This is a genomic window from Devosia sp. A369 (assembly GCF_054489345.1).
Map to the genome: position 1 here is coordinate 665,394 of NZ_JBTMWV010000001.1, position 19,662 is coordinate 685,055.

13 protein-coding genes are annotated in these 19,662 nt (G+C 62.2%); 2 read left to right on the forward strand and 11 right to left on the reverse strand.

Going from position 1 to position 19,662, the window contains the following annotated elements:
- Positions 1 to 204 precede the first annotated feature (204 nt).
- The 7 genes from glgX to ACX3OZ_RS03350 form a co-directional block, all read right to left on the reverse strand.
- A complete protein-coding gene (gene glgX / locus ACX3OZ_RS03320; protein ID WP_459103817.1) occupies positions 205 to 2,202 on the reverse strand; it encodes a glycogen debranching protein GlgX in 1,998 nt (665 codons plus the stop codon).
- A 96-nt stretch (positions 2,203 to 2,298) separates the two neighbouring features.
- The gene (locus tag ACX3OZ_RS03325) at positions 2,299 to 3,933 is read right to left on the reverse strand and encodes an alpha-D-glucose phosphate-specific phosphoglucomutase (protein WP_459094853.1); all 1,635 of its coding nucleotides are present in this window, start codon (positions 3,931 to 3,933) and stop codon (positions 2,299 to 2,301) included.
- Positions 3,914 to 5,374, reverse strand: coding sequence for a glycogen synthase GlgA (glgA, locus tag ACX3OZ_RS03330; protein ID WP_459095459.1), 1,461 nt, complete (start codon positions 5,372 to 5,374; stop codon positions 3,914 to 3,916). The genes ACX3OZ_RS03325 and glgA overlap by 20 nt, the downstream gene beginning before the upstream one ends.
- Positions 5,374 to 6,645: a glucose-1-phosphate adenylyltransferase gene (gene glgC / locus ACX3OZ_RS03335; protein WP_459094852.1), complete on the reverse strand. Its 1,272-nt coding sequence runs from the start codon at positions 6,643 to 6,645 to the stop codon at positions 5,374 to 5,376. The genes glgA and glgC overlap by 1 nt, the downstream gene beginning before the upstream one ends.
- Before the next feature lie 54 nt (positions 6,646 to 6,699).
- Positions 6,700 to 8,901, reverse strand: coding sequence for a 1,4-alpha-glucan branching protein GlgB (glgB, locus tag ACX3OZ_RS03340; protein ID WP_459103818.1), 2,202 nt, complete (start codon positions 8,899 to 8,901; stop codon positions 6,700 to 6,702).
- An 87-nt stretch (positions 8,902 to 8,988) separates the two neighbouring features.
- Positions 8,989 to 11,466, reverse strand: a complete 2,478-nt coding sequence (locus ACX3OZ_RS03345) for a glycogen/starch/alpha-glucan phosphorylase (protein WP_459103819.1) — start codon at positions 11,464 to 11,466, stop codon at positions 8,989 to 8,991.
- A gap of 116 nt (positions 11,467 to 11,582) precedes the next feature.
- On the reverse strand, positions 11,583 to 13,442 hold the full coding sequence (locus ACX3OZ_RS03350) for a monovalent cation:proton antiporter-2 (CPA2) family protein (RefSeq protein ID WP_459094849.1): 1,860 nt from the start codon (positions 13,440 to 13,442) through the stop codon (positions 11,583 to 11,585).
- 235 nt (positions 13,443 to 13,677) lie between these two features.
- On the opposite strand from ACX3OZ_RS03350, the gene ACX3OZ_RS03355 reads away from it, so the two are divergent.
- Positions 13,678 to 14,619 (forward strand): nucleoside hydrolase, encoded by a 942-nt coding sequence (locus tag ACX3OZ_RS03355; protein WP_459094848.1) that lies wholly within the window; start codon positions 13,678 to 13,680, stop codon positions 14,617 to 14,619.
- A gap of 113 nt (positions 14,620 to 14,732) precedes the next feature.
- Complete coding sequence (locus ACX3OZ_RS03360) at positions 14,733 to 15,344, forward strand: LysE family translocator (RefSeq protein ID WP_459094847.1); 612 nt, start codon at positions 14,733 to 14,735, stop codon at positions 15,342 to 15,344.
- Positions 15,345 to 15,348: 4 nt separating this feature from the next.
- Here the strand turns inward: ACX3OZ_RS03360 and ACX3OZ_RS03365 are convergent, their stop codons facing one another.
- The 4 genes from ACX3OZ_RS03365 to ACX3OZ_RS03380 are packed head-to-tail and all read right to left on the reverse strand — an operon-like array spanning position 15,349 to position 19,660.
- The gene (locus tag ACX3OZ_RS03365) at positions 15,349 to 16,236 is read right to left on the reverse strand and encodes a carbohydrate kinase family protein (RefSeq protein ID WP_459094846.1); all 888 of its coding nucleotides are present in this window, start codon (positions 16,234 to 16,236) and stop codon (positions 15,349 to 15,351) included.
- Positions 16,233 to 17,300, reverse strand: a complete 1,068-nt coding sequence (locus ACX3OZ_RS03370) for an ABC transporter ATP-binding protein (RefSeq protein ID WP_459094845.1) — start codon at positions 17,298 to 17,300, stop codon at positions 16,233 to 16,235. Before ACX3OZ_RS03370 ends, ACX3OZ_RS03365 begins: the two co-directional genes overlap by 4 nt.
- Complete coding sequence (argH, locus tag ACX3OZ_RS03375; RefSeq protein WP_459094844.1) at positions 17,300 to 18,808, reverse strand: argininosuccinate lyase; 1,509 nt, start codon at positions 18,806 to 18,808, stop codon at positions 17,300 to 17,302. The genes ACX3OZ_RS03370 and argH overlap by 1 nt, the downstream gene beginning before the upstream one ends.
- Positions 18,809 to 18,811: 3 nt before the next feature.
- Positions 18,812 to 19,660, reverse strand: a complete 849-nt coding sequence (locus ACX3OZ_RS03380; RefSeq protein WP_459095458.1) for a carbohydrate ABC transporter permease — start codon at positions 19,658 to 19,660, stop codon at positions 18,812 to 18,814.
- Positions 19,661 to 19,662: the final 2 nt, after the last annotated feature.

Consider the following 19,662-nt stretch of genomic DNA (forward strand, 5'->3'; position numbering starts at 1 on the left):
ATTTTGGGCTTGATCTTGGGAATTGTCGCGGCATGATTTGGGCAATCGCAAGGATTGTGGAATGTTTCAAATCATGTCCGGAATGTAATCTTGGACAGGTGCCGAACTGACTGACGTGATCCGCCTGCGCAAATCTGGTCAAGTCATGGCGGGCAACGCGCCCGCCATTGCACTCTATCAGCGTCTTGGCATGGTTGCCGTCGACTAACCGCGCACCAGCGCCACCACCGAGCGCGGCGTCAGCGTCGCGATATTGTCGGCGATCGGCACCGTGGCCAGACTGTCGGAGAGAATGCCGACGCTCCATCCGCCCTCGGGCAAATGCGCCACCACCGGTTCGGCGCGCCGGTTAAACCACACCAGCACCTCGTCATCCTTGTGCCGCAGCTGCATGCCCAGCACCGAAGCGCTGGAGTCGCCCCAGTCGCCTTCATTCATCTCGCGGCCATCCGGGTGCAGCCAGACCACGTCACGCACGCCGTTCTTCTCCTGCCCGGAGAGGAAATGGTCATGCGTCAACGCGGGATGCGCCTTGCGGAACCGGTTCATCGCGGCGACGAAGTCGACCAGCTCGCCATCGCCGTTTTCCCAGTCCAGCCAGGTGATTTCATTGTCCTGCGCATAGGCATTGTTGTTGCCCTGCTGGGTGCGGAACATCTCGTCGCCCTGCTGCAGCAGCGGCACGCCGCGCGACAGGAACAGCGTCGCCAGCAGCGCTCGCACGTCGCGCTTTCGGGCGGCCTGAATGGTCTCGTCGTCGGTCTCGCCCTCGGCCCCACAATTCCACGAGGCATTGTGGTTGTGGCCGTCATTATTGTTCTCGCCATTCGCCCCGTTATGCTTGTCGTGATAGCTCACCAGATCGCGCAGGGTGAACCCGTCATGCACCGCCAGCATATTGACGCCATGGCTGGGCTTGCGGCCGGAGAAATTGAAGATTTCGGCCGAGCCAGCGACCTTGCCGGCCAAGGCGCCGATCTTGCCGTCCTCACCGCGCCAGAACTCTCGCACTTCGTCGCGATAAGTGTCGTTGTGCTCCTTGAATTCCTTGCCGAACTGGCCGAGCGCATAGCCGCCCGGACCCGGATCCCAGGGCTCGGCCACCAGAATGGCCTTGCTCAGCACCGGGTCGGCCTTGATCTTCTGCAGCATCACCGCATTGGGGTCGAAGCCGGGATCGCGGCCCAGAATGGTGGCCAGATCGAAGCGGAAGCCCGAGACGCCCATTTCCTCGACCCAGTAACGCAGCGAGTCGATCACCAGCCGTTGCGTGGCCGGATGGTCGCAGCGCAGCGTGTTGCCGGTGCCGGTGTCGTTGACCAGATGCTGTTTGCCGTCGACTTCCACGAACCGGTAATAGGTCTTGGCGTCGAGCCCCATCAGGCTCAGCATCGGCCCATTGGCGTCGCTTTCGCCGGTGTGGTTATAGACCACGTCGAGGATCACCGAGATGCCGTTCTTGCGGTAGAGATCGGTCATGTTCCGCAATTCCTGCGGCCCACGCGGCGCCAGCCTTGGGTCGATGGCTGAATAGGCCACCGGATTATAGCCCCAGGCATTGGTCAGCCCGAGCACCGGCAGGTGCCCCTCATCGATCCACGCTGCCGTCGGCATCAATTGCAGCGTGTCGACGCCGATATATTTCAGATGATCGATCACCCGCTGCGTGGTCAGCCCGGCAATGGTGCCGCGTAGCGGCCCCTGCACACTGGGATGGCGCATGGTGTAGCCGCGCACGTTCATTTCATAGAACAGGCCCGGCGCCTTCTTGCGCGGCAGAATAGTCTCGCCGGTATTGCTGATCACGATGGCCTTGGGGATCAGCGGCGCGGTGTCGACGGCCTCGCTGCGATCCAGCCGCAGCCGCGGCGACCGCACGAACACCCGATCCAGCCGTTTGGCATAGGGATCGACCAGCAGCTTCATCGGATCAAAGAAATAGCCCTGATCGGGATCATAGGGCCCATCGGCGCGCAACCCATAGCGCGTGCCCGCCGTCAGCCCCGAGACCAGCCCGGCCCAGATATGGTCCTGATGCACATCGAGCTCGAAGCGGTCGGTTTCCTCGTCCTGCTCGTCATAGATCGACACCCAGATCGTGGTGGCGCTTTCCGAGTACACAGCAAAATTGACGCCGCCCTCGGTGAGGGTGGCGCCGAGGTGCTCAATACTGCCCCCATTGGGGACAATCATGGGTTTCATTGGTGTTCCGATGCTAAAGCAAGGTGTTCGCAAATAACCTTGCGACAACAAAAGGTTAGGGCCGATGAGGTGACCCTGGTCAAATCATGTACGGCCCTAGGTGATGACGCTGGGTTCCCGCCGGCCAGTGCGCTGCTTGATCCCCGTGAGCTGATCGACCAACGCGATGAGCGGCTCCAGGGCAGTTTGCGTCTCGAGATCGTGTCGTCCATCGGCGGCCTCATAGCGCTCCAGATAGAGCCGCAACGTGGCGCCGACCGTACCGGTTCCGCTCAGCCGCACAACGATGCGACTGCCGTCAGTAAAGCCGATCCTGATGCCCTGTCTGGCACTGGTCGAACCGTCGACCGGATCGTGGTAGGTGAAGTCGTCAGCGTAAGCAACTTGCAAGTCTTCTGCAAGAATTCTGCCAGAAAGCTTGGGCAATTCTGCACGCAAATCATCGACAAGCTTGCCAGCGATTGCGGCATCGACCTCTTCATAATCGTGACGCGTATAGTAGTTGCGCCCATAACTCGCCCAGTGCTCGCGCACGATCTGATCGACGCTCTGCTTGCGGACCGCGATGATGTTGAGCCACAGCAGCACGGCCCAAAGACCGTCCTTCTCGCGCACATGGTTCGAGCCGGTGCCGGCGCTTTCCTCGCCGCAAATGGTCACCCTTCCGGCATCCAGCAGATTGCCGAAAAACTTCCAACCCGTTGGCGTTTCATGCATTTCGATGCCGAGCTTTTCCGCCACCCGGTCTGCCGCCGCACTGGTCGGCATCGAGCGGGCAATGCCGGCAATGCCATCTTTGTAGCCCGGCGCCAGATGCGCATTGGCCGCCAGAATGGCCAGCGAGTCCGAGGGCGTAACGAAGCGGTTCTTGCCAATGATCAGATTGCGATCCCCATCGCCATCCGAGGCCGCGCCGAAATCAGGCCCCTCCGGCGTCATCAGCAGATCATGCATTTCCTTGCAATAGACTAGGTTCGGATCGGGATGCCCGTTGCCAAAAGTGGGCGACGGCGTGCCGTTGATCACCGTCCCCTTGGGCGCACCAAGCAGGCCTTCGAGAATGGCGTGGCCATAGGGGCCGGTAATCGCATGCATGGCGTCGAAGGTCATGCGGAAGCCCGAGGCGAACAGCGCGCGGATGGCGTCGAAATCGAACAGCGTCTGCATCAGCGCCGCATAATCAGCCACCGGATCGATCACCTCGACCACCATGTCGCCTGAACGCTGCGTGCCGATCTGGTCCAAAGCCACGTCGGGCGCATCATTGGTCAGATAGCGGTCGATCACCTTGCTGCGCGCATAAATCGCGTCGGTGATCTTTTCCGGCGCCGGTCCGCCATTGCCGATATTGTATTTGATGCCGAAATCGCCATCCGGCCCGCCCGGATTATGGCTCGCCGACAACACCAGCCCGCCAAAGGCCTTGTGATGGCGAATGACATGGCTGGCCGCCGGGGTCGACAGCAGCCCGTTCTGCCCGACCAGCACCTTGCCGAAGCCGTTGGCCGCCGCGATGCGGATCGCCTTCTGGATGGCGACATCATTGTAGAAGCGCCCGTCGCCGCCAATCACCAGCGTCTGGCCGGCGATCCCGTCCAGGCTGTCAAAGATCGACTGCACGAAATTCTCGGCATAATGGGGCTGGGCAAACACCGTGACCCGCTTGCGCAGGCCCGAGGTTCCCGGCTTCTGGTCGGCAAAGGGCGTGGTTTTAATGGTCAGGATCGTCATTGGTGCTCAACCCGGTAATAGTGGCGTAGAGATCGGCGTAGCGCGCGGCGCTTGTCGCCCAGGAGACATCCGTCTTCATTCCCCGCCGCTGGATTTTCTTCCAAAGTTTGTCGTCATTATAGAGGCGCACGGTACGGCGCAGCGCCTCATAGAGCGCATGGGCGCTGCCGGCGTCAAATTTGACGCCCGTCGCCACCTCGGCCGCAATCGCCGCCGGATTGGCATCGATCACTGTATCGGCCAACCCGCCAATGCGGCTCACCACCGGCACGCAACCATAGCGCAGCCCATAAAGCTGGGTCAGCCCACAGGGCTCAAAGCGCGACGGAATGAGGATAGCGTCACAGCCGCCCTGCATCAGATGGCTCAGATTTTCGTCATAGCCGGTGACCAGGCCCACCTTGCCCGGATGGCGCTGCCACATATGGCGGAAGCCTTCTTCAAGCGACGCGTCGCCCGAGCCCAGCACGGCGAGCCGGGCGCCGAGTCCCACCAGACCATCCACCGTGTGCAGCAGTAGATCCATACCCTTCTGGTCGGTCAGCCGGCTGACCACGCAGAACAGTGGCCCGTCCACTCCATCGAGCCCAAAACGCTCCGCCACGGCCAGCTTGTTGGCGCGGCGATGCTGGGTGGTGTTGGCCGAATAGGTCTGCACCAGCGCCGGGTCCTTGCTCGGATTCCACGCCTCGGTGTCGATGCCGTTGAGAATGCCCACCACGGTATCGGCCCGCCCATTGAGCAGCCCTTCCAACCCCATGCCGAATTCCGGCGTACGGACTTCGTCGGCATAATTGGGGCTGACCGTGGTGACGTAATCGGCACATTCCATGCCGCCCTTGAGGTAGGACACGCCGCCATAATATTCGACGCCACCCACATCGAAAGCATGCGGCGGCAGGCGCAGCTGGCCGAAAATCTCCCGGCCAAACGAGCCCTTGAAGGCGATATTGTGGATGGTCATCACCGTCTTGACGGTGCTGTTCGGCCCGAACTTGATATAGGCCGGCGCCAGCCCCGCCTGCCAGTCGTGGCAGTGGATCACATGAGGATTGTAGCCCTCGACCAGCCCCATGCCCAATTCGGCCGCCACCCAGCTCAGCGCCGCGAAGCGCTTCCAGTTGTCCGGCCAGTCCCAGCCGTCAGGGCTGACATAGGGATTACCCGGCCGGTCATAGAGGATCGGCGCATCGATAACGATGACGTCCAGCCCCTCCACCCGCGCCGCGATCAGCTTGGCCGGTACACCGAACACATCGGGTAGGTCCTTGACCACCCGGCCGCCACTGAGCTTGGCCATCACCGACGGATAACCGGGCACCAGCGTCCGCATGGCGACGCCATGCCCGGCCAATGCGCCCGGAAGGGCGCCCGCCACATCGGCGAGCCCCCCGGTTTTGATCAGCGGATAGACCTCGGACGCTACCGAGAGAACTTCAATCATCGCCCAGCCAGATATTTATTGATCATTGCCTGGGTGATCAGCGTCACCCCTTCATCGCTGCGGCGGAACCACTTGGCGTCGAATTCGGGATCTTCGCCCACCACCAGCCCTTCGGGGATGTTGACGCCACGGTCAATCACCACCTTTTTCAGCCGCGCATTTCGCCCGACGTCGCAATAGGGCAGCACCACCGCTTCGTCGAGCACCGAATAGGAGTGCACGCGCGAGCCGGTCGACAGCAGTGTGCGCTGCAAATGGCCGCCCGAAATGATGCAATCGCCTGACACCAGCGAGTTGACCGCCGAGCCGCGCCGACCGTCAAAGTCATGCACGAATTTGGCCGGCGGGGTGATCTCGGCATAGGTCCAGATCGGCCAGTCACGGTCATAGAGGTCGAGCTGTGGCTTGATATCGGTCAGGTCGATCGACGCCTTCCAATAGGCATCGATGGTGCCCACATCGCGCCAATAGCTCACCTCTTCATTGCTGGAGCGGACGCAGGAGCGCGGGAAGCGATGCGCCCAGGCGGTGCCGTTCTTGACGATATAGGGGATCACATCCTTGCCGAAATCGCGGCTGGAGCCTTCGGTGGCGGCGTCGCGGCGCAACTGCTCCATCAGGAAGCGCGTCTCAAACACATAGATGCCCATGCTGGCCAGCGCCATGTCCGGCTTATCGGGAATCCCCGGCGGGTCGGCAGGCTTTTCGACGAAATCGACCACCCGGTCGCGCCCGTCGACATGCATCACGCCAAAGCCGGCGGCCTCCATGCGCGGCACTTCGAGACACCCGATGGTCACGTCGGCCCCGGTGTCCACATGCTGGCGCAGCATGATTTCATAGTCCATCTTGTAGATGTGGTCGCCCGCCAGGATGACGATATAGCGCGCGCCCGAATCCTCGATAATGTCCATGTTCTGGTACACGGCGTCGGCGGTGCCGGCATACCACATGTCCTCGCGCACTCGCTGGCTGGCCGGCAGCACGTCGAAGCTCTCGTTACGCTCGGTGCGCAGGAAATTCCAGCCGCGCGACAGATGGCGGATCAGGCTATGCGCCTGATATTGCGTCGCCACCGAAATGCGGCGGATGCCTGAATTGATGGCGTTGGAGAGCGCAAAGTCGATGATGCGGGACTTGCCGCCGAAATACACCGCCGGCTTGGCGCGCCGGTCGGTCAATTCCATCAGACGCGTGCCGCGCCCACCGGCCAGCACATAGGCCATGGCCTCGCGGGCCAGCGGCGATGGTACTCTGTAGTCTGCCATTTTCTAACCCTCCACTACTGCCCGTTTGCCGGGACGTATCGCTTTCTACCCGGCTCAGGCCGGCTCAAATTTCAGGAATAATGTCGATAATGGCGGCAGATAAAGCTCTGCCTCCGCCGGCCAGTGCCTGCCCTCCACTGCATAGGCATCAACCGCCCCCTGGTTGCCGCTGTTGGACCCGGCATACCAGCCCGCATCGGTATTGATGCGCTCCACCCATTTGCCGGCCTGCGGCATGGGAATTTTGTAGCCGGTCCGCGGCACCGGGGTGAAGTTGGAGATCACCAGCACCGGATCATGCCCCGGCGCCTTGCGCAGCCAGGCAAATACCGAATTGGTGTGGTCATTGCCGATCACCCATTCAAACCCATCCGGCTCGCAATCGCGCTCATGCAGCGCCGGCAATTGCCGATAGGCGAGATTGAGATCGGCGATCAGCCGCCGCATGCCCTCATGGGTGCCGGATTCGAGCAGATACCAATCGAGCGCCTTGTTCTCATCCCATTCGTCGCGCTGGGCGAATTCCTGGCCCATGAACAACAGCTTCTTGCCCGGATGGCCCCACATATAGGCGAGATAGGCCCGTAGATTGGCGAATTTCTGCCAGTCATCGCCTGGCATCTTCTCCAGCAGCGAGCCCTTGCCATGCACCACTTCGTCGTGGCTCAGCGGCAGCAGGAAATTCTCGCTGAAGGCATAGACCGTGCCAAAGGTCATGTCGTTATGGTGGAACTTGCGATGCACCGCCTCGCGGCTCATGTAGCGCAAAGTGTCGTTCATGAAGCCCATGTTCCACTTGAACCCAAAGCCCAGCCCGCCGGTATAAGCGGGGTGGCTGACGCCGGGCCAGGAGGTGGATTCCTCGGCAATCATGAAAGTGCCCGGATGCAGCCGATAGGCTTCCGAATTCACCCGGCGCAGAAACTCCACCGCTTCCAGATTGTGGTTGCCGCCGAATTTGTTGGGCACCCACTCGCCCGGCTGGCGCGAGTAGTCGAGATAGAGCATCGACGCCACGGCATCGACGCGTAGCCCGTCGATATGGAATTTCTCCAGCCAATACAGCGCATTATTGACCAGGAAGCCGACCACTTCCTTGCGGCCGAAATTGTAGATCGCCGTGTTCCAGTCGGGGTGGTAACCCTGACGCGGATCGGCATGCTCATACAGTGCCGTGCCGTCGAAATTGGCCAGCCCATGCGCGTCGGTCGGGAAATGCGCCGGCACCCAATCGAGAATGATCCCGAGCCCCGCCTCATGCGCCGCATTGACGAAGCGCGCAAAACCCGCCGGATCGCCATGCCGCGAGGTCGGTGCATAGAGCCCGACCGGCTGATAGCCCCAGCTCGGATCAAAAGGATGCTCGGTGATCGGCAGCAACTCGATATGGGTGTAGCCCATGTCGGCCGCATAGGGCACCAACTGCTCGGCCAACTGGTCATACGTCAGGAAGCCACCATCCGGCCGCCGCCGCCAGCTGCCCAGATGCACCTCATAAACCGACATCGGCGTGCGGCGCCAATCGCGCTTGGCGCGCTCTTCGAGATATTTGTCGTCGGTCCACGGAAATGGCGTCGGATCGGGCACAATCGAGGCAGTGCGCGGCCGCAGCTCGGCCTGCCGGCCAAACGGATCGGCCTTGAGCGGCAGTATCACCCCGTCCGGTCCAACGATCTCGTATTTATACAGCGTTCCCGTACCCAGCACCGGGATGAACACCTCCCAGATGCCGGTCTCGGTGCGCTTGCGCATCGGATGGCGTCGCCCATCCCATTCATTGAACAACCCGACCACACTGACGCGCTGCGCATTGGGCGCCCAGACCGCAAAATGCGTGCCATGGATGCCCTCGAATTCCATTTCGTGCGCGCCGAGCTTGTCGAACAGCCGCAAATGGCTGCCTTCGCCAATGTAATAATCGTCCATCGGCCCCAGCACCGGCCCGAAGGAATAGGGATCATAGACGTCCCATTCCCCGCCTGCATTTTTGGCGCGATAGCGGATTGGCTGGCGCTTATCGATGCTGATCTTGCCCTCGAAAAAGCCGGCGGCATGACGCGGGATCAACGTACCGAGTTCGGTATCGTCCAGACCATAGGCGGTCAGCAGTTCGGCATGCGGCACGAAGGCCCTCAGCACCCACTGCCCGCCGACCTCGTGCAGGCCCAGAAACGCGAACGGGTTGGAATGACGACCGCCGACGATCGCTTCGACTTCCCGTGAATCGGCTTGCCAGTCTTCCTTAGTCACACACACGCTCCCCCAACGGCGAATTTGACTCGCCTGAACCCTCAATCCACGCCACGCCCAGACTTGTTCGCTGTTTGCCTCCCTGGCTCATCATCATGCCGGCGGCACTGGGACATTCCAGATGTCCTGCGCATATTGCCTGATCGTCCGGTCGGACGAAAAGAAGCCGACCCGCGCCGTATTGCGGATCGCCATGGCGTTCCAGCGCCGCTTGTCGGCCCAGATCGCATCGACCTGGGCTTGGGCCGCAGCATAGGCATCGAAGTCCCGGGCCACCATAAACCAGTCATGCTCATAAAGCCCGCCGATCAGGTCACGATACCGGTTTGGATCGTCTGGCGAGAACACACCCGAGGCAATAGACTCCAGCACTTCCTTGAGCCGGGACGAACCATCAATGGCGGCACGCGGCAACTCGCCACTGGCGCGCTTCTCGTTCACCTCCTCGGTGGTCAGGCCGAAAATCACGATATTGTCCGCCCCCACTTCCTTGTGCATTTCCACATTGGCACCATCCATCGTGCCGATGGTGAGGGCGCCATTGGCCATGAACTTCATGTTGCCGGTGCCCGACGCTTCCATGCCCGCCGTCGAAATCTGCTCGCTGAGATCGGCGGCCGGCACGATGACTTCGGCCAGGCTCACATTGTAATTGGGCAGGAACACCACCTTGAGCAGGCCGCGCACCGCCGGGTCATTGTTGATGACCTTGGCGACGTCATTGATCAGTTTGATGATGAGCTTGGCGTTCCAGTAGCCCGGAGCCGCCTTGCCCGCAAAGATCTTAACGCGCGGCGCCCAGTCCCGTTCCGGATGCGTGCGAATTTCATCATATAGCGCAACGGCTTGGATGATATTGAGCAATTGGCGCTTATATTCGTGGATGCGCTTGATCTGCACGTCGAACATGGCGTCAGCCGACACCGTGATCCCCAGCCGGTCCTTGATCAGCCGCGCCAGTCTCTGCTTGTTGGCCAGCTTTACCGCGGCAAACTGCCCCTGGAAGCTTGGATCGTCGGCATGCGCGTCCAGCCCGTGCAGCAGCTCGATATTGTCGAGAAAGCCAGGTCCGATGCGCTCGCTGATCAATTTGGTCAGCGCGGGATTGCACTGCATCAGCCAACGGCGTGGCGTGATGCCATTGGTCTTGTTGTTGATGCGGTCCGGATAAAGCCGGTGCAGGTCGGAAAACACCGTCTGCTTCATCAGTTCGGTATGCAGCGCCGACACGCCATTGATCGAGTGCGAGCCGACAAAGGCCAGCTGCCCCATGCGCACGCGCCGGCCGCCATTCTCATCGATCAGCGACACATTGGCTATTTGCGCATCGGTGAACTTGGCCCGGTTGCGCGCATCGGCCAGCACATCGGCATTGATCTGGTAGATGATCTGCATGTGGCGCGGCAGCATCCGCTCCAGCAGCGCCACCGGCCAGCTTTCCAGCGCTTCGGGCAGCAGCGTGTGATTGGTGTAGCCGAACGTGCCCCGGGTCAGCACCCAAGCATCGGCCCATTTGATCCCGTTATCATCGACCAGAATGCGCATCAGCTCGGCGATGGAAATAGCCGGATGGGTATCGTTGAGCTGGATGGCCACCTTGTCGGGCAGCGAGGTCAGCACGCCATATTGCTGGAGGTGTCGCCGCACGATGTCCTGCAGCGACGCCGACGAGAAGAAGAACTCCTGCCGCAGCCGCAATTCCTGGCCCGCCGCCGTCGAATCCGCCGGATAGAGCACGCGGGTGATGGCTTCAGCCCGCGAGCTTTCTTCCAGCGCGCCGATATGGTCGCCGGAGTTGAATTTGTCGAGCAGAATGGGGTCGATCGGCTGCGCGCTCCACAGCCGCAAGGTGTTCACCCGCGCCCCGCGCCAGCCGACGATCGGCGTGTCATAGGCAACCGCCAGCACGTGGTCATTGGGTTGCCATTCCTGCCGAATGGTCCCGTCGGGATCGGTCACCGGCTCGACATGCCCGCCAAAGCCGACCTCATAGGCGCTTTCGCGCCGCTCGAATTCCCATGGATTGCCGTGCGCCAGCCATTCCTCGGGCAGTTCGACCTGCCAGCCCTCGCTCATTTCCTGGCGGAACAAGCCGTGCACATAGCGAATGCCATAGCCATAGGCCGGGATTTTCACCGTCGACATGGATTCAAGGAAACACGCCGCCAGCCGGCCCAGGCCGCCATTGCCCAGCGCCGCATCGGGCTCAAGGTTGATCAAATCGCCCAGATCGACATTGAGATTTTTGAGCGCGTCACGCACCGGCTCGAGCAGCCCCACATTGCTCATCGCATCCCGCATCAGCCGGCCAATGAGGAATTCTAGGCTGAGATAATAGACGCGCTTGTGCGAGGTGCGCCAGGTTTCGCGGGATGACTCCATCCAGCGATCCATCACCCGGTCGCGCACGGCCAGAATTGTCGCCGCCAGCCAGTCATGTGGCCGCGCAACAATCGGGTCCTTGCCGACCGAATAGATCAGTCTTTCGAGAATCTCGGCCTGAATGGCCTCAACATTAGTCGCGCGGGGTTCCGGCGTAGGGGCGTCGTAAACGATCGGCTGTTGCGGCATATCGCAATCCAGATTTCATAACGATGTATTCCCCTCTAGAGACTTTAGTCTTGCACTTAATTTGTGCAGGCGAAAGCCCCCTATGCGCGACGGCGTGGTATTGCCGCGACGACCTGCTAGGCCGGCGGTGCGGGCTGAATGATCTTGTTGACCTCGTCTTCGACGGCCTCTGCATCCACGGCAACGCCGCCCTCGCGCGCCTGTTCCTCGGCATTGCTGAGCAATAGCCGCCGCCCCACCATCCAGTCCTCGCCGGACATTTGCAGTTCGAAGCGTTGCCGGTCGCGCTCGCGCACCCCCTCGATGACCTCGGCGGCTTCCGTCTCCGTCGCACCGAGCCGCTGGATGACTTCGCCGCCAAACACCAGCGCCGTCTCGAAGAGTTCGCGCAGCTGGTAGTCCACCCCGGCCTTGATCAGCTCAAAGGCGTGGCCACGATCGAAGGCCCGCGCCATCACCTTGGCTAGCGGGAACTCGTCGCGCAGCAATTCGGCGATCCGCGTCGTCTGTTCCTTCTTGTCGGTGCAGATCAGGATGATGTCGGCCCGTGCCGCACCGGCCGCCCGCAGAATATCGAGGCGGGTGCCATCGCCATAATACACCTTGAAGCCGATCTGGGCCGCGGCGCGGATCATCTCGGTGTCGTTGTCGATGATCGACACCGAATGCCGCATCGCCAGCAAGGGCTGGCTGGCGATCTGGCCGAAACGTCCAAAGCCGATCAGCAGGATTTTCGCCGAAAGACCATCCGCCGTTTCCACCCCATCCATCGATGGTTCAGCTTGCTTGGGCATGACGAAACGCAGTCCCGCGACGAAGAACGGCGTCAGCACCATCGAGACGATCACCGTGGCGGTGAAGATGGCATTGGTCGGCCCGTCGATAATGCCCGCCGCGACCGCCGTGGTATACAGCACGAAGGCGAATTCGCCGCCCTGCCCCATCAGCACGGCGCGCTCCAGCGCCTCCCCATGGCTCGATTTGAGCAAGCGGGCGATGCCATAAATGGCACCCGCCTTGACCAGCATGTAGCAGACGACGCTGATGGCGATGATCTGCCAGTGCTGCCCCGCTACCGCCAGGTCCAACGACATGCCCACGGCCAGGAAGAACAGCCCGAGCAGGATGCCGCGAAACGGTTCGACATCAGCCTCAAGCTGATGGCGAAAGGTTGAGGTCGAGAGCAGCACTCCGGCCAGAAACGCCCCCATCGCCATCGACAGCCCGCTGACCTGAAACAGCAGCGCCGCCCCCAGCACCACCAGCAATGCCGCCGCCGTCATCACCTCACGCAACTTGGTCGAGGCCAAGGCGGCAAAGAACGGGTTCATGATGCGCCGGCCCAGGAAGATCAGCAGCAGCACGGCGCCAATGGCGACGCCAAAACCGGCAAGCCTGGCCACCAGGCTTTCATCCTCACCCGACGGCGCCAAAATCGCGACAATGGCCAGCAGCGGCACGATCGCCAGATCTTCCAGCAGCAGGATGGACACCATCTTCTGCCCATGCGGCGTCGCCAATTCGCCGCGCTCGCCCAGGATTTGCATGACAATAGCGGTGGAGGTGAGCACAAAGCCCATGCCAAAAATGAAGGCCACCACCGGCGCGAACCCCAGCAGCATCCCCACTCCGGTCAGCAGCGCGCCACAGACCGCCACCTGGATCGCGCCCAGGCCGAAAATCTGCTTGCGCAGCGCCCACAGCTTGGCTGGCTCCATTTCCAGCCCGATAATGAACAGGAACATGACCACGCCGAGTTCGGCCGTGGTCAGCACCGCTTCGGGCTCATGGATCAGCGCGATGCCCGAAGGCCCCAGCACTACCCCGGCCGCCAGATAGCCCAGCACCGAGCCAAGCCCCAGCCGTTTGAACAGCGGTACCGCAATCACCGCCGCGCCCAACAGGGCGACAATCGGAACCAGATCGACCCCATGCGCCGCAGCCTCAGCCGCATGTCCGATCACTTCACCTGCCACGATCGTCTCCGCACCTTGGTCTGCGCAATTTTTTTGCCCCTTGGCGCTCCCCGTCAAGCCAGAAAACATCGGCTTGACGGGAAAGGCACACGGCTTCGCAGCCAGGTCCGTCGCCAATCGGTAACGTCGTCTGACTACAAATGTTCCTTGGAGAAATCCGGCCTGAAGGTGTCGACCAGCAACCCGGCACTCGCTAGGGTGCTGGCCGGATTACACTTCTCGGCAAGGTTGCTGCATGCCCCGCAAGATCATTATCGATACCGACCCCGGCCAGGACGATGCCGTTGCCATCCTGCTGGCCCTGGCCTCGCCAGAAGAGCTGGAGGTGCTTGGCATTGTCGCCGTCGCGGGCAATGTGGGCCTGCACCACAATGCCAATAACGCCCGCAAGGTAGTCGAACTGTCCGGCCGTCGCGACATCCCGGTCTATGCCGGCTGTGCCCGCCCGATCCGCCGCCAGTTGGTGACCGCCGAGCATGTGCATGGCGAAACCGGCCTCGATGGTCCCAACCTGCCCGAGCCCACCATCCCGCTGCAGGCCCAGCACGGCGTCGACTACATCATCGACACGCTGATGGCGGCCGAACCCGGCACGATCACCCTGTGCACGCTGGGGCCGCTGACCAATATCGCCATGGCGCTGATCAAGCAGCCGGCCATCGCCGAGCGCATCGCCGAAATCGTCATGATGGGCGGCGCCTATTTTGAGGTGGGGAACATCACCCCCGCCGCCGAATTCAACATCTATGTCGATCCCGAAGCCGCCGATATCGTGCTCCGCTGCGGCGCGCCGATCACCATGCTGCCGCTCGATGTGACCCACCAGATCCAGTCGACCCCCGACCGCCTCGCCGCCATTCTCGGCCTCGGCAACGCGTCCGGCGCGGCCGTTCACGCCATGCTGACTTTCTCCGAAACCTTCGACCTCAAGAAATACGGCTGGTCCGGCGCGCCGCTGCATGACCCCACCGTCATCGCCTGGCTGCTCCGCCCCGAGCTGTTCGAGGGCCGCCAGTGCAATGTCACCATCGAAACCGGCAGCGACCTCACGGTCGGCATGACCGTCACCGACTATTGGCACGTCACCGACAAGGCCCGGAACGTCAACTACCTCCGCAACGGCAATGCCGATGGGTTTTATGACCTGCTGATCGAAAGGCTAGCACGCCTGCCCTGATCCACCCTGGGAGCATGCTGAAATAGGTCCCCACCCACGGTGGCGGGCCACAGGAGCCATTGGCAACCGCCCCACCCAAGCGTAATGTCCGCCACCCAACCCGAGACCCGATCATGGACCTGTTCACCCTCCTCACCTTCACCGTCGCTTACGCCATTGCGGTGCTGGTCCCCGGCCCCGGCGTCGCAGCCGTTGTTGCTCGCGCTTTGGGCGGCGGCTTCAAGGGCGCTTTTCCGATGGTGCTGGGCATTCTGGTCGGCGATTTGGCCTATTTCGTTTTTGCCGTGTTCGGGCTGGCGGCCATCGCCACCTGGTTCGGGCCGGTCTTCGTCATCGTGCGCTGGGCCGGCGCCGCTTACCTGCTCTATATCGCCTATAAATTCTGGACCTCGCGCCCCGGCGCCGAGCAGATGAAGCCCAAGAATGAGGATGGCTGGAAGACCTTTTTCGCCGGCTTCTCGCTGACCATGGGCAATCCCAAGACCATCGTCTTCTATCTGGCGATCCTGCCCACCGTGGTGCCACTCGACCAGATGAACCTGCTGGCCTTTACCGAGCTGACCGCCATCGTGATTGTCGTGCTGCTGATCATCGGCTGCGGCTATGCTTGGCTCGCCTCGGCGGCGCGCGAAATGTTCAAGAGCCCGAAAGCCCTTGGCCGTCTTAACAAGACCGCCGGCGTGATGATGGCATCCGCCGCCGGCCTCGTTATCTGGCAGCACTGACAGACTAAAGGCTGCCGGTTCCCCCGGCGGCCTGCACCGAGCGCGAACCGCGGGCAATCGCCGCCGCCAGGCAATCGGTCGGGCTACGGCCATCGAGCCAGGCGTCGATAAAGCCGGCATTGAACGCATCGCCCGCGCCGGTGGTGTCCACCACCTCGACGACCGGTGTCGCCAGTTCCAGCACCGCGCCATCCATGGCCAGCAGCGCACCGTCGCCACCCCGCTTGAGCGCCACCACCGGGAAATGCTGCCGCAACTGCTCCAGCGCCGCATGCGAATCCTCGCAGCCGGTCAGCGCCCGGGCTTCTTCCAGATTGGGCAGGAACAGATCCGCCCCCGCCGCATGCTCGAAAAACTGCGGGTCGGCGATCAGCTCATCATCCCAGCTCGGGTCGAGCGAAACCGTCAGCCCCTGCGCCTTGGCGGCGCTGATGGCATCACGCATTTCATGCAAAGTGGCATATTCGGCAATGTGCAGATGCGCCGCTTCGGGCCAGGCCAGCGCCGCCTCAAACGTCGCCGGTCGTGCATGGCCGGCCCGGCGCGACAGGAACGCCCGGTCCTCGCCATTGACCATCACCACGGTCAGCTGTGGGCCGGCCGTTTCGTGCCGATCCAGAAACTGCAGATCGATATTGAGCTCGTCGAACTGCTTGCCCAGCAGCGTTGACATGTCATCGGTACCGAACCGCGCCAACAGCGCCGCCGGCCGCCCGATGGCTGCCAGATGCGCGGCCGAAATCAACGCCCCGCCGCCCGGCGTCAGGGTAAAATCCTGGGCAAACTGCTCGCGCCCCAATTGGGGCATGCCATCGAGACCGCGAAACACCAGGTCGCAGTAAATCCGGCCAAGGCTGAGTACGGCCTTGGCCCCAATGCGGGAAGACGTCATGCGCGGCCCAGAGCCTTCTCGCTCTCGGCGTCGAACAGATAGAGCGAGCCCGGATCGGCATGCACCGTCAGGCTGCTGCCAATCTCCGGCACGACGCGTCCCGGCGCCGTGGCGATCAGCTGGGTCTGGCCGACCAGCACGTGGACCAGGGTCTCTGCCCCCAGCGGCTCGACGGCCTCGACCGTGCCGGTTGCCGACAGCCCGGCGCCGGTCTCCGACCCAACGGTCAGATCATGCGGACGCACGCCCACCAGCACCTTGCCATCATGGCTCGGCAGGGTCAGCCCCGACAGTGCCACGCCGTCAATTGCCAGCGCGCCACCGCTCATGGTCCCGGCCACCAGATTCATCGACGGGCTGCCGATGAAGCGGGCGGTGAACACGTCAGCGGGATGCTCATAAAGGTCGGTCGGCGTACCGACCTGCAAAATCCGGCCATCCTTCATCACCACGATCCTGTCGGCCATGGTCATGGCTTCGATCTGGTCATGCGTCACATAGACGATGGTGGTGCCGAGCCGGCGATGCAGGCTCTTGATTTCCATGCGCATCTGGGCGCGCAGCTGCGCATCGAGATTGGACAGCGGCTCGTCGAACAGGAACGCCACTGGGTCGCGCACCATGGCGCGGCCAATAGCGACGCGCTGGCGCTGACCGCCCGACAGGGCCGCCGGGCGCCGATCCAGCAGCTTTTCCAGACCCAGGGTCTTGCCGGCTTCCTCGATCCGCTGCTGCTTTTCGGCCTTGGAGAGCTTCGACGTATAGAGCCCGAAGCCGATATTCTGGCCCACCGTCATATGCGGATAGATGGCGTAGTTCTGGAACACCATGGCGATATTGCGCTGCTTGGGCTCGCGCTGGTTTACCACCTCATCGCCGATCAGCAGCTTGCCGCCGGAGATATCCTCCAGCCCGGCAATCATGCGCAGCGTAGTCGACTTGCCGCAACCCGACGGGCCGACAAACACCACGAACTCGCCATCCTCGATGGTCAGGTCAATGCCGTGCACGGCGCGGGTTTTGCCGTATTCCTTGACCAGCCCCTGCAGTTCGATTTTTGCCATCAGGCGGATCCCTTCAATGCGTCGAAACGCTCTTTGAGCAATTGCGCGGCCTCAGCCTGGCGGCGCAGCAAAATAGTGTGAGTAGCGGCCAGTTCGGTCGCCTGTTGCCGGTAACCGGCAATCGCCGCCGATAGCGGCTCGGGCGCCGGCCCGCCATAGCGGGTGCGCACGGCCACGAAATATTCGGGCGACACCAGTTCGGCGAAGGTGGCTTCGTCGAGCGTACTGTCCCGTCCGGTCGCCGCCGCGAAAGCGGCCTTGAACGGAGCATAACCATCGCTCATCAGATCACCACCCTCAGCCACCACGGCCTTGGCGACAGCCGCCGCAATCTCGTGGCCCTCGCGGAAGGAGAGCCCTTCGCGCCGCACCAAGCTGTCAGCCAGCTCGGTGATGGTGATGCAGGAGCGGCGGATATTATTGGCCACCCGCGCCGGATCGATGCGGATCTGCGCCACCAGCGCTGCCAGCAGGTCGAGCACCCGATAGGCACTGTCGAAGGCCTGATAGCCCATGGCCTGGGTTTCGCCCTCACTGTCATTCATGTCGGTGAATGGCGTGTTGTGCATCACGTCGAGCATCGCCCGCGCCCGGCCAAAGGTCTGGCTGGAGAGGTGGCGCAGGTGCTCGATCGGCACCGGATTGCGCTTCTGCGGCATGATCGAGGAAATCTGCACCAGGGCATTCGGCACATAGATCTGGCCGACCTCAAAGCTGGTCCACACCTGGAAGTCCTGGATCGGACGGCCCAGATGGAGGAACATCAGTTCCAGCGCCGCATAGGTGCTGGTAATGTAGTCGACCCCCGCAATGCAGGAATAGGAATTCTGCAGCGGCGCGGCAAAGCCTAGCAGCTCGGCCACTCGGGCCCGGTCGATGGGAAAGCCCGAAGTGGTGATCGCCGCCGCGCCCATCGGCGACAGGTCGACAATCCGATAGGCCTCGAACAACCGACCAATATCGCGACCCACCATTTCGATGATGGCAGCGAGATAGTGGCCGAAGGTCGTCGGCTGTGCCGGCTGGCCATGGGTATAGGCCACGATCAGCGTTGCCTTCTCCCGCTCGGCGGCGTCGACCAACGCCGTGTGCAGGGCCAGCGCCTTGCCGATCAGCACGTCCAGCCGTTCCTTGAGGCCCAGCTTGAACAAAGTGTGGTCGATGTCGTTGCGCGAACGGGCCGTATGCAGTCGCCCGCCCAGATCGGGGCCGACGCGCTTTTTCAGTTCCTTCTCGATGAGGAAGAAGAAGTCTTCCACCTCACCGGTATAGACCAGCGTCGCCGGATCGATTTCGGCGTCGATGCTGTCGAGCGCCTTGGCAATGTCGCGGGCCTGGTCGGCGTCGACAATGCCGGTTTCGGCCAGCATCACCAGATGCGCGCGATCAATGGCGCGAAAGCCGGTGACGTGGTGGTTCTTGGCCCCGTCAAACAGCGGCCGCAGCACTGTTTCCTTGTAAACGGGATCGGGGAAAACCGAGTTATCGGCGAGGCGTGGATCAGTCATGTCTTAACCCTTGAGACCGGCCAGCATCACGCCACGCACGATGTAGCGCTGCAGGGCGAGGAATACGAGCAGGGTCGGAATGGTGCCGATGGCGGCGCCGGTCATGATCAGTTCCCACTGGATCGAGGCTTCGGCGGAGAAGCTCGAAATGCCGACGGGCAGCGTATAAAGCTCCTTCGACGTGGTGACGATCAGCGGCCAGAAGAACGCCGTCCAGTTGCCGAGGAAGCTGAAGATGGCCAGGGCCGAGATCGCCGGCACCACCATGGGCATGGCGATCTTCCACCAGATGGTGAACTCGTTCAGCCCGTCGACGCGCGCTGCTTCGAGGAAGTCGTTGGGCACGCCCTCAAAGAACTGCTTCATCAGGAAGGTGCCGAAAGCCGTCATCATGCCCGGGAACATGATGCCCCAATAGCTATCGATCCAGCCGAGCTGGCTGCTCATCAGGTACCATGGGATCACCAGCATTTCGGTGGGGATCATCAGCGTCGACAGGATCGCCAGGAACACGAAATAGCGGCCCTTGAACTCGAACTTGGCCAGCGTGTAGCCAACCAGCGAGTCGAAGAACACGTTGGAAATCGTCACTGTCAGGGCGATGAAGGTGGAGTTGAAGAACCACTTCATGAAGCGTCCGTCACCCAGCACCTTGATATAGTTGTCGAAGGTCGGCGCCAGCGGGATCAGCCGCAGATCATAGACCTGCCCCGAGGTCTTGAGCGAGGTCGAGAACATATAGAGCAGCGGCGTGACCATGATCAGGCCACCGATCAACAGCACGGTCCAGATGATGATACGGCCGGGGCGGATGTCGCGGCGGTTGGCGGCCAACTCGGAGGATGCGGTCATGG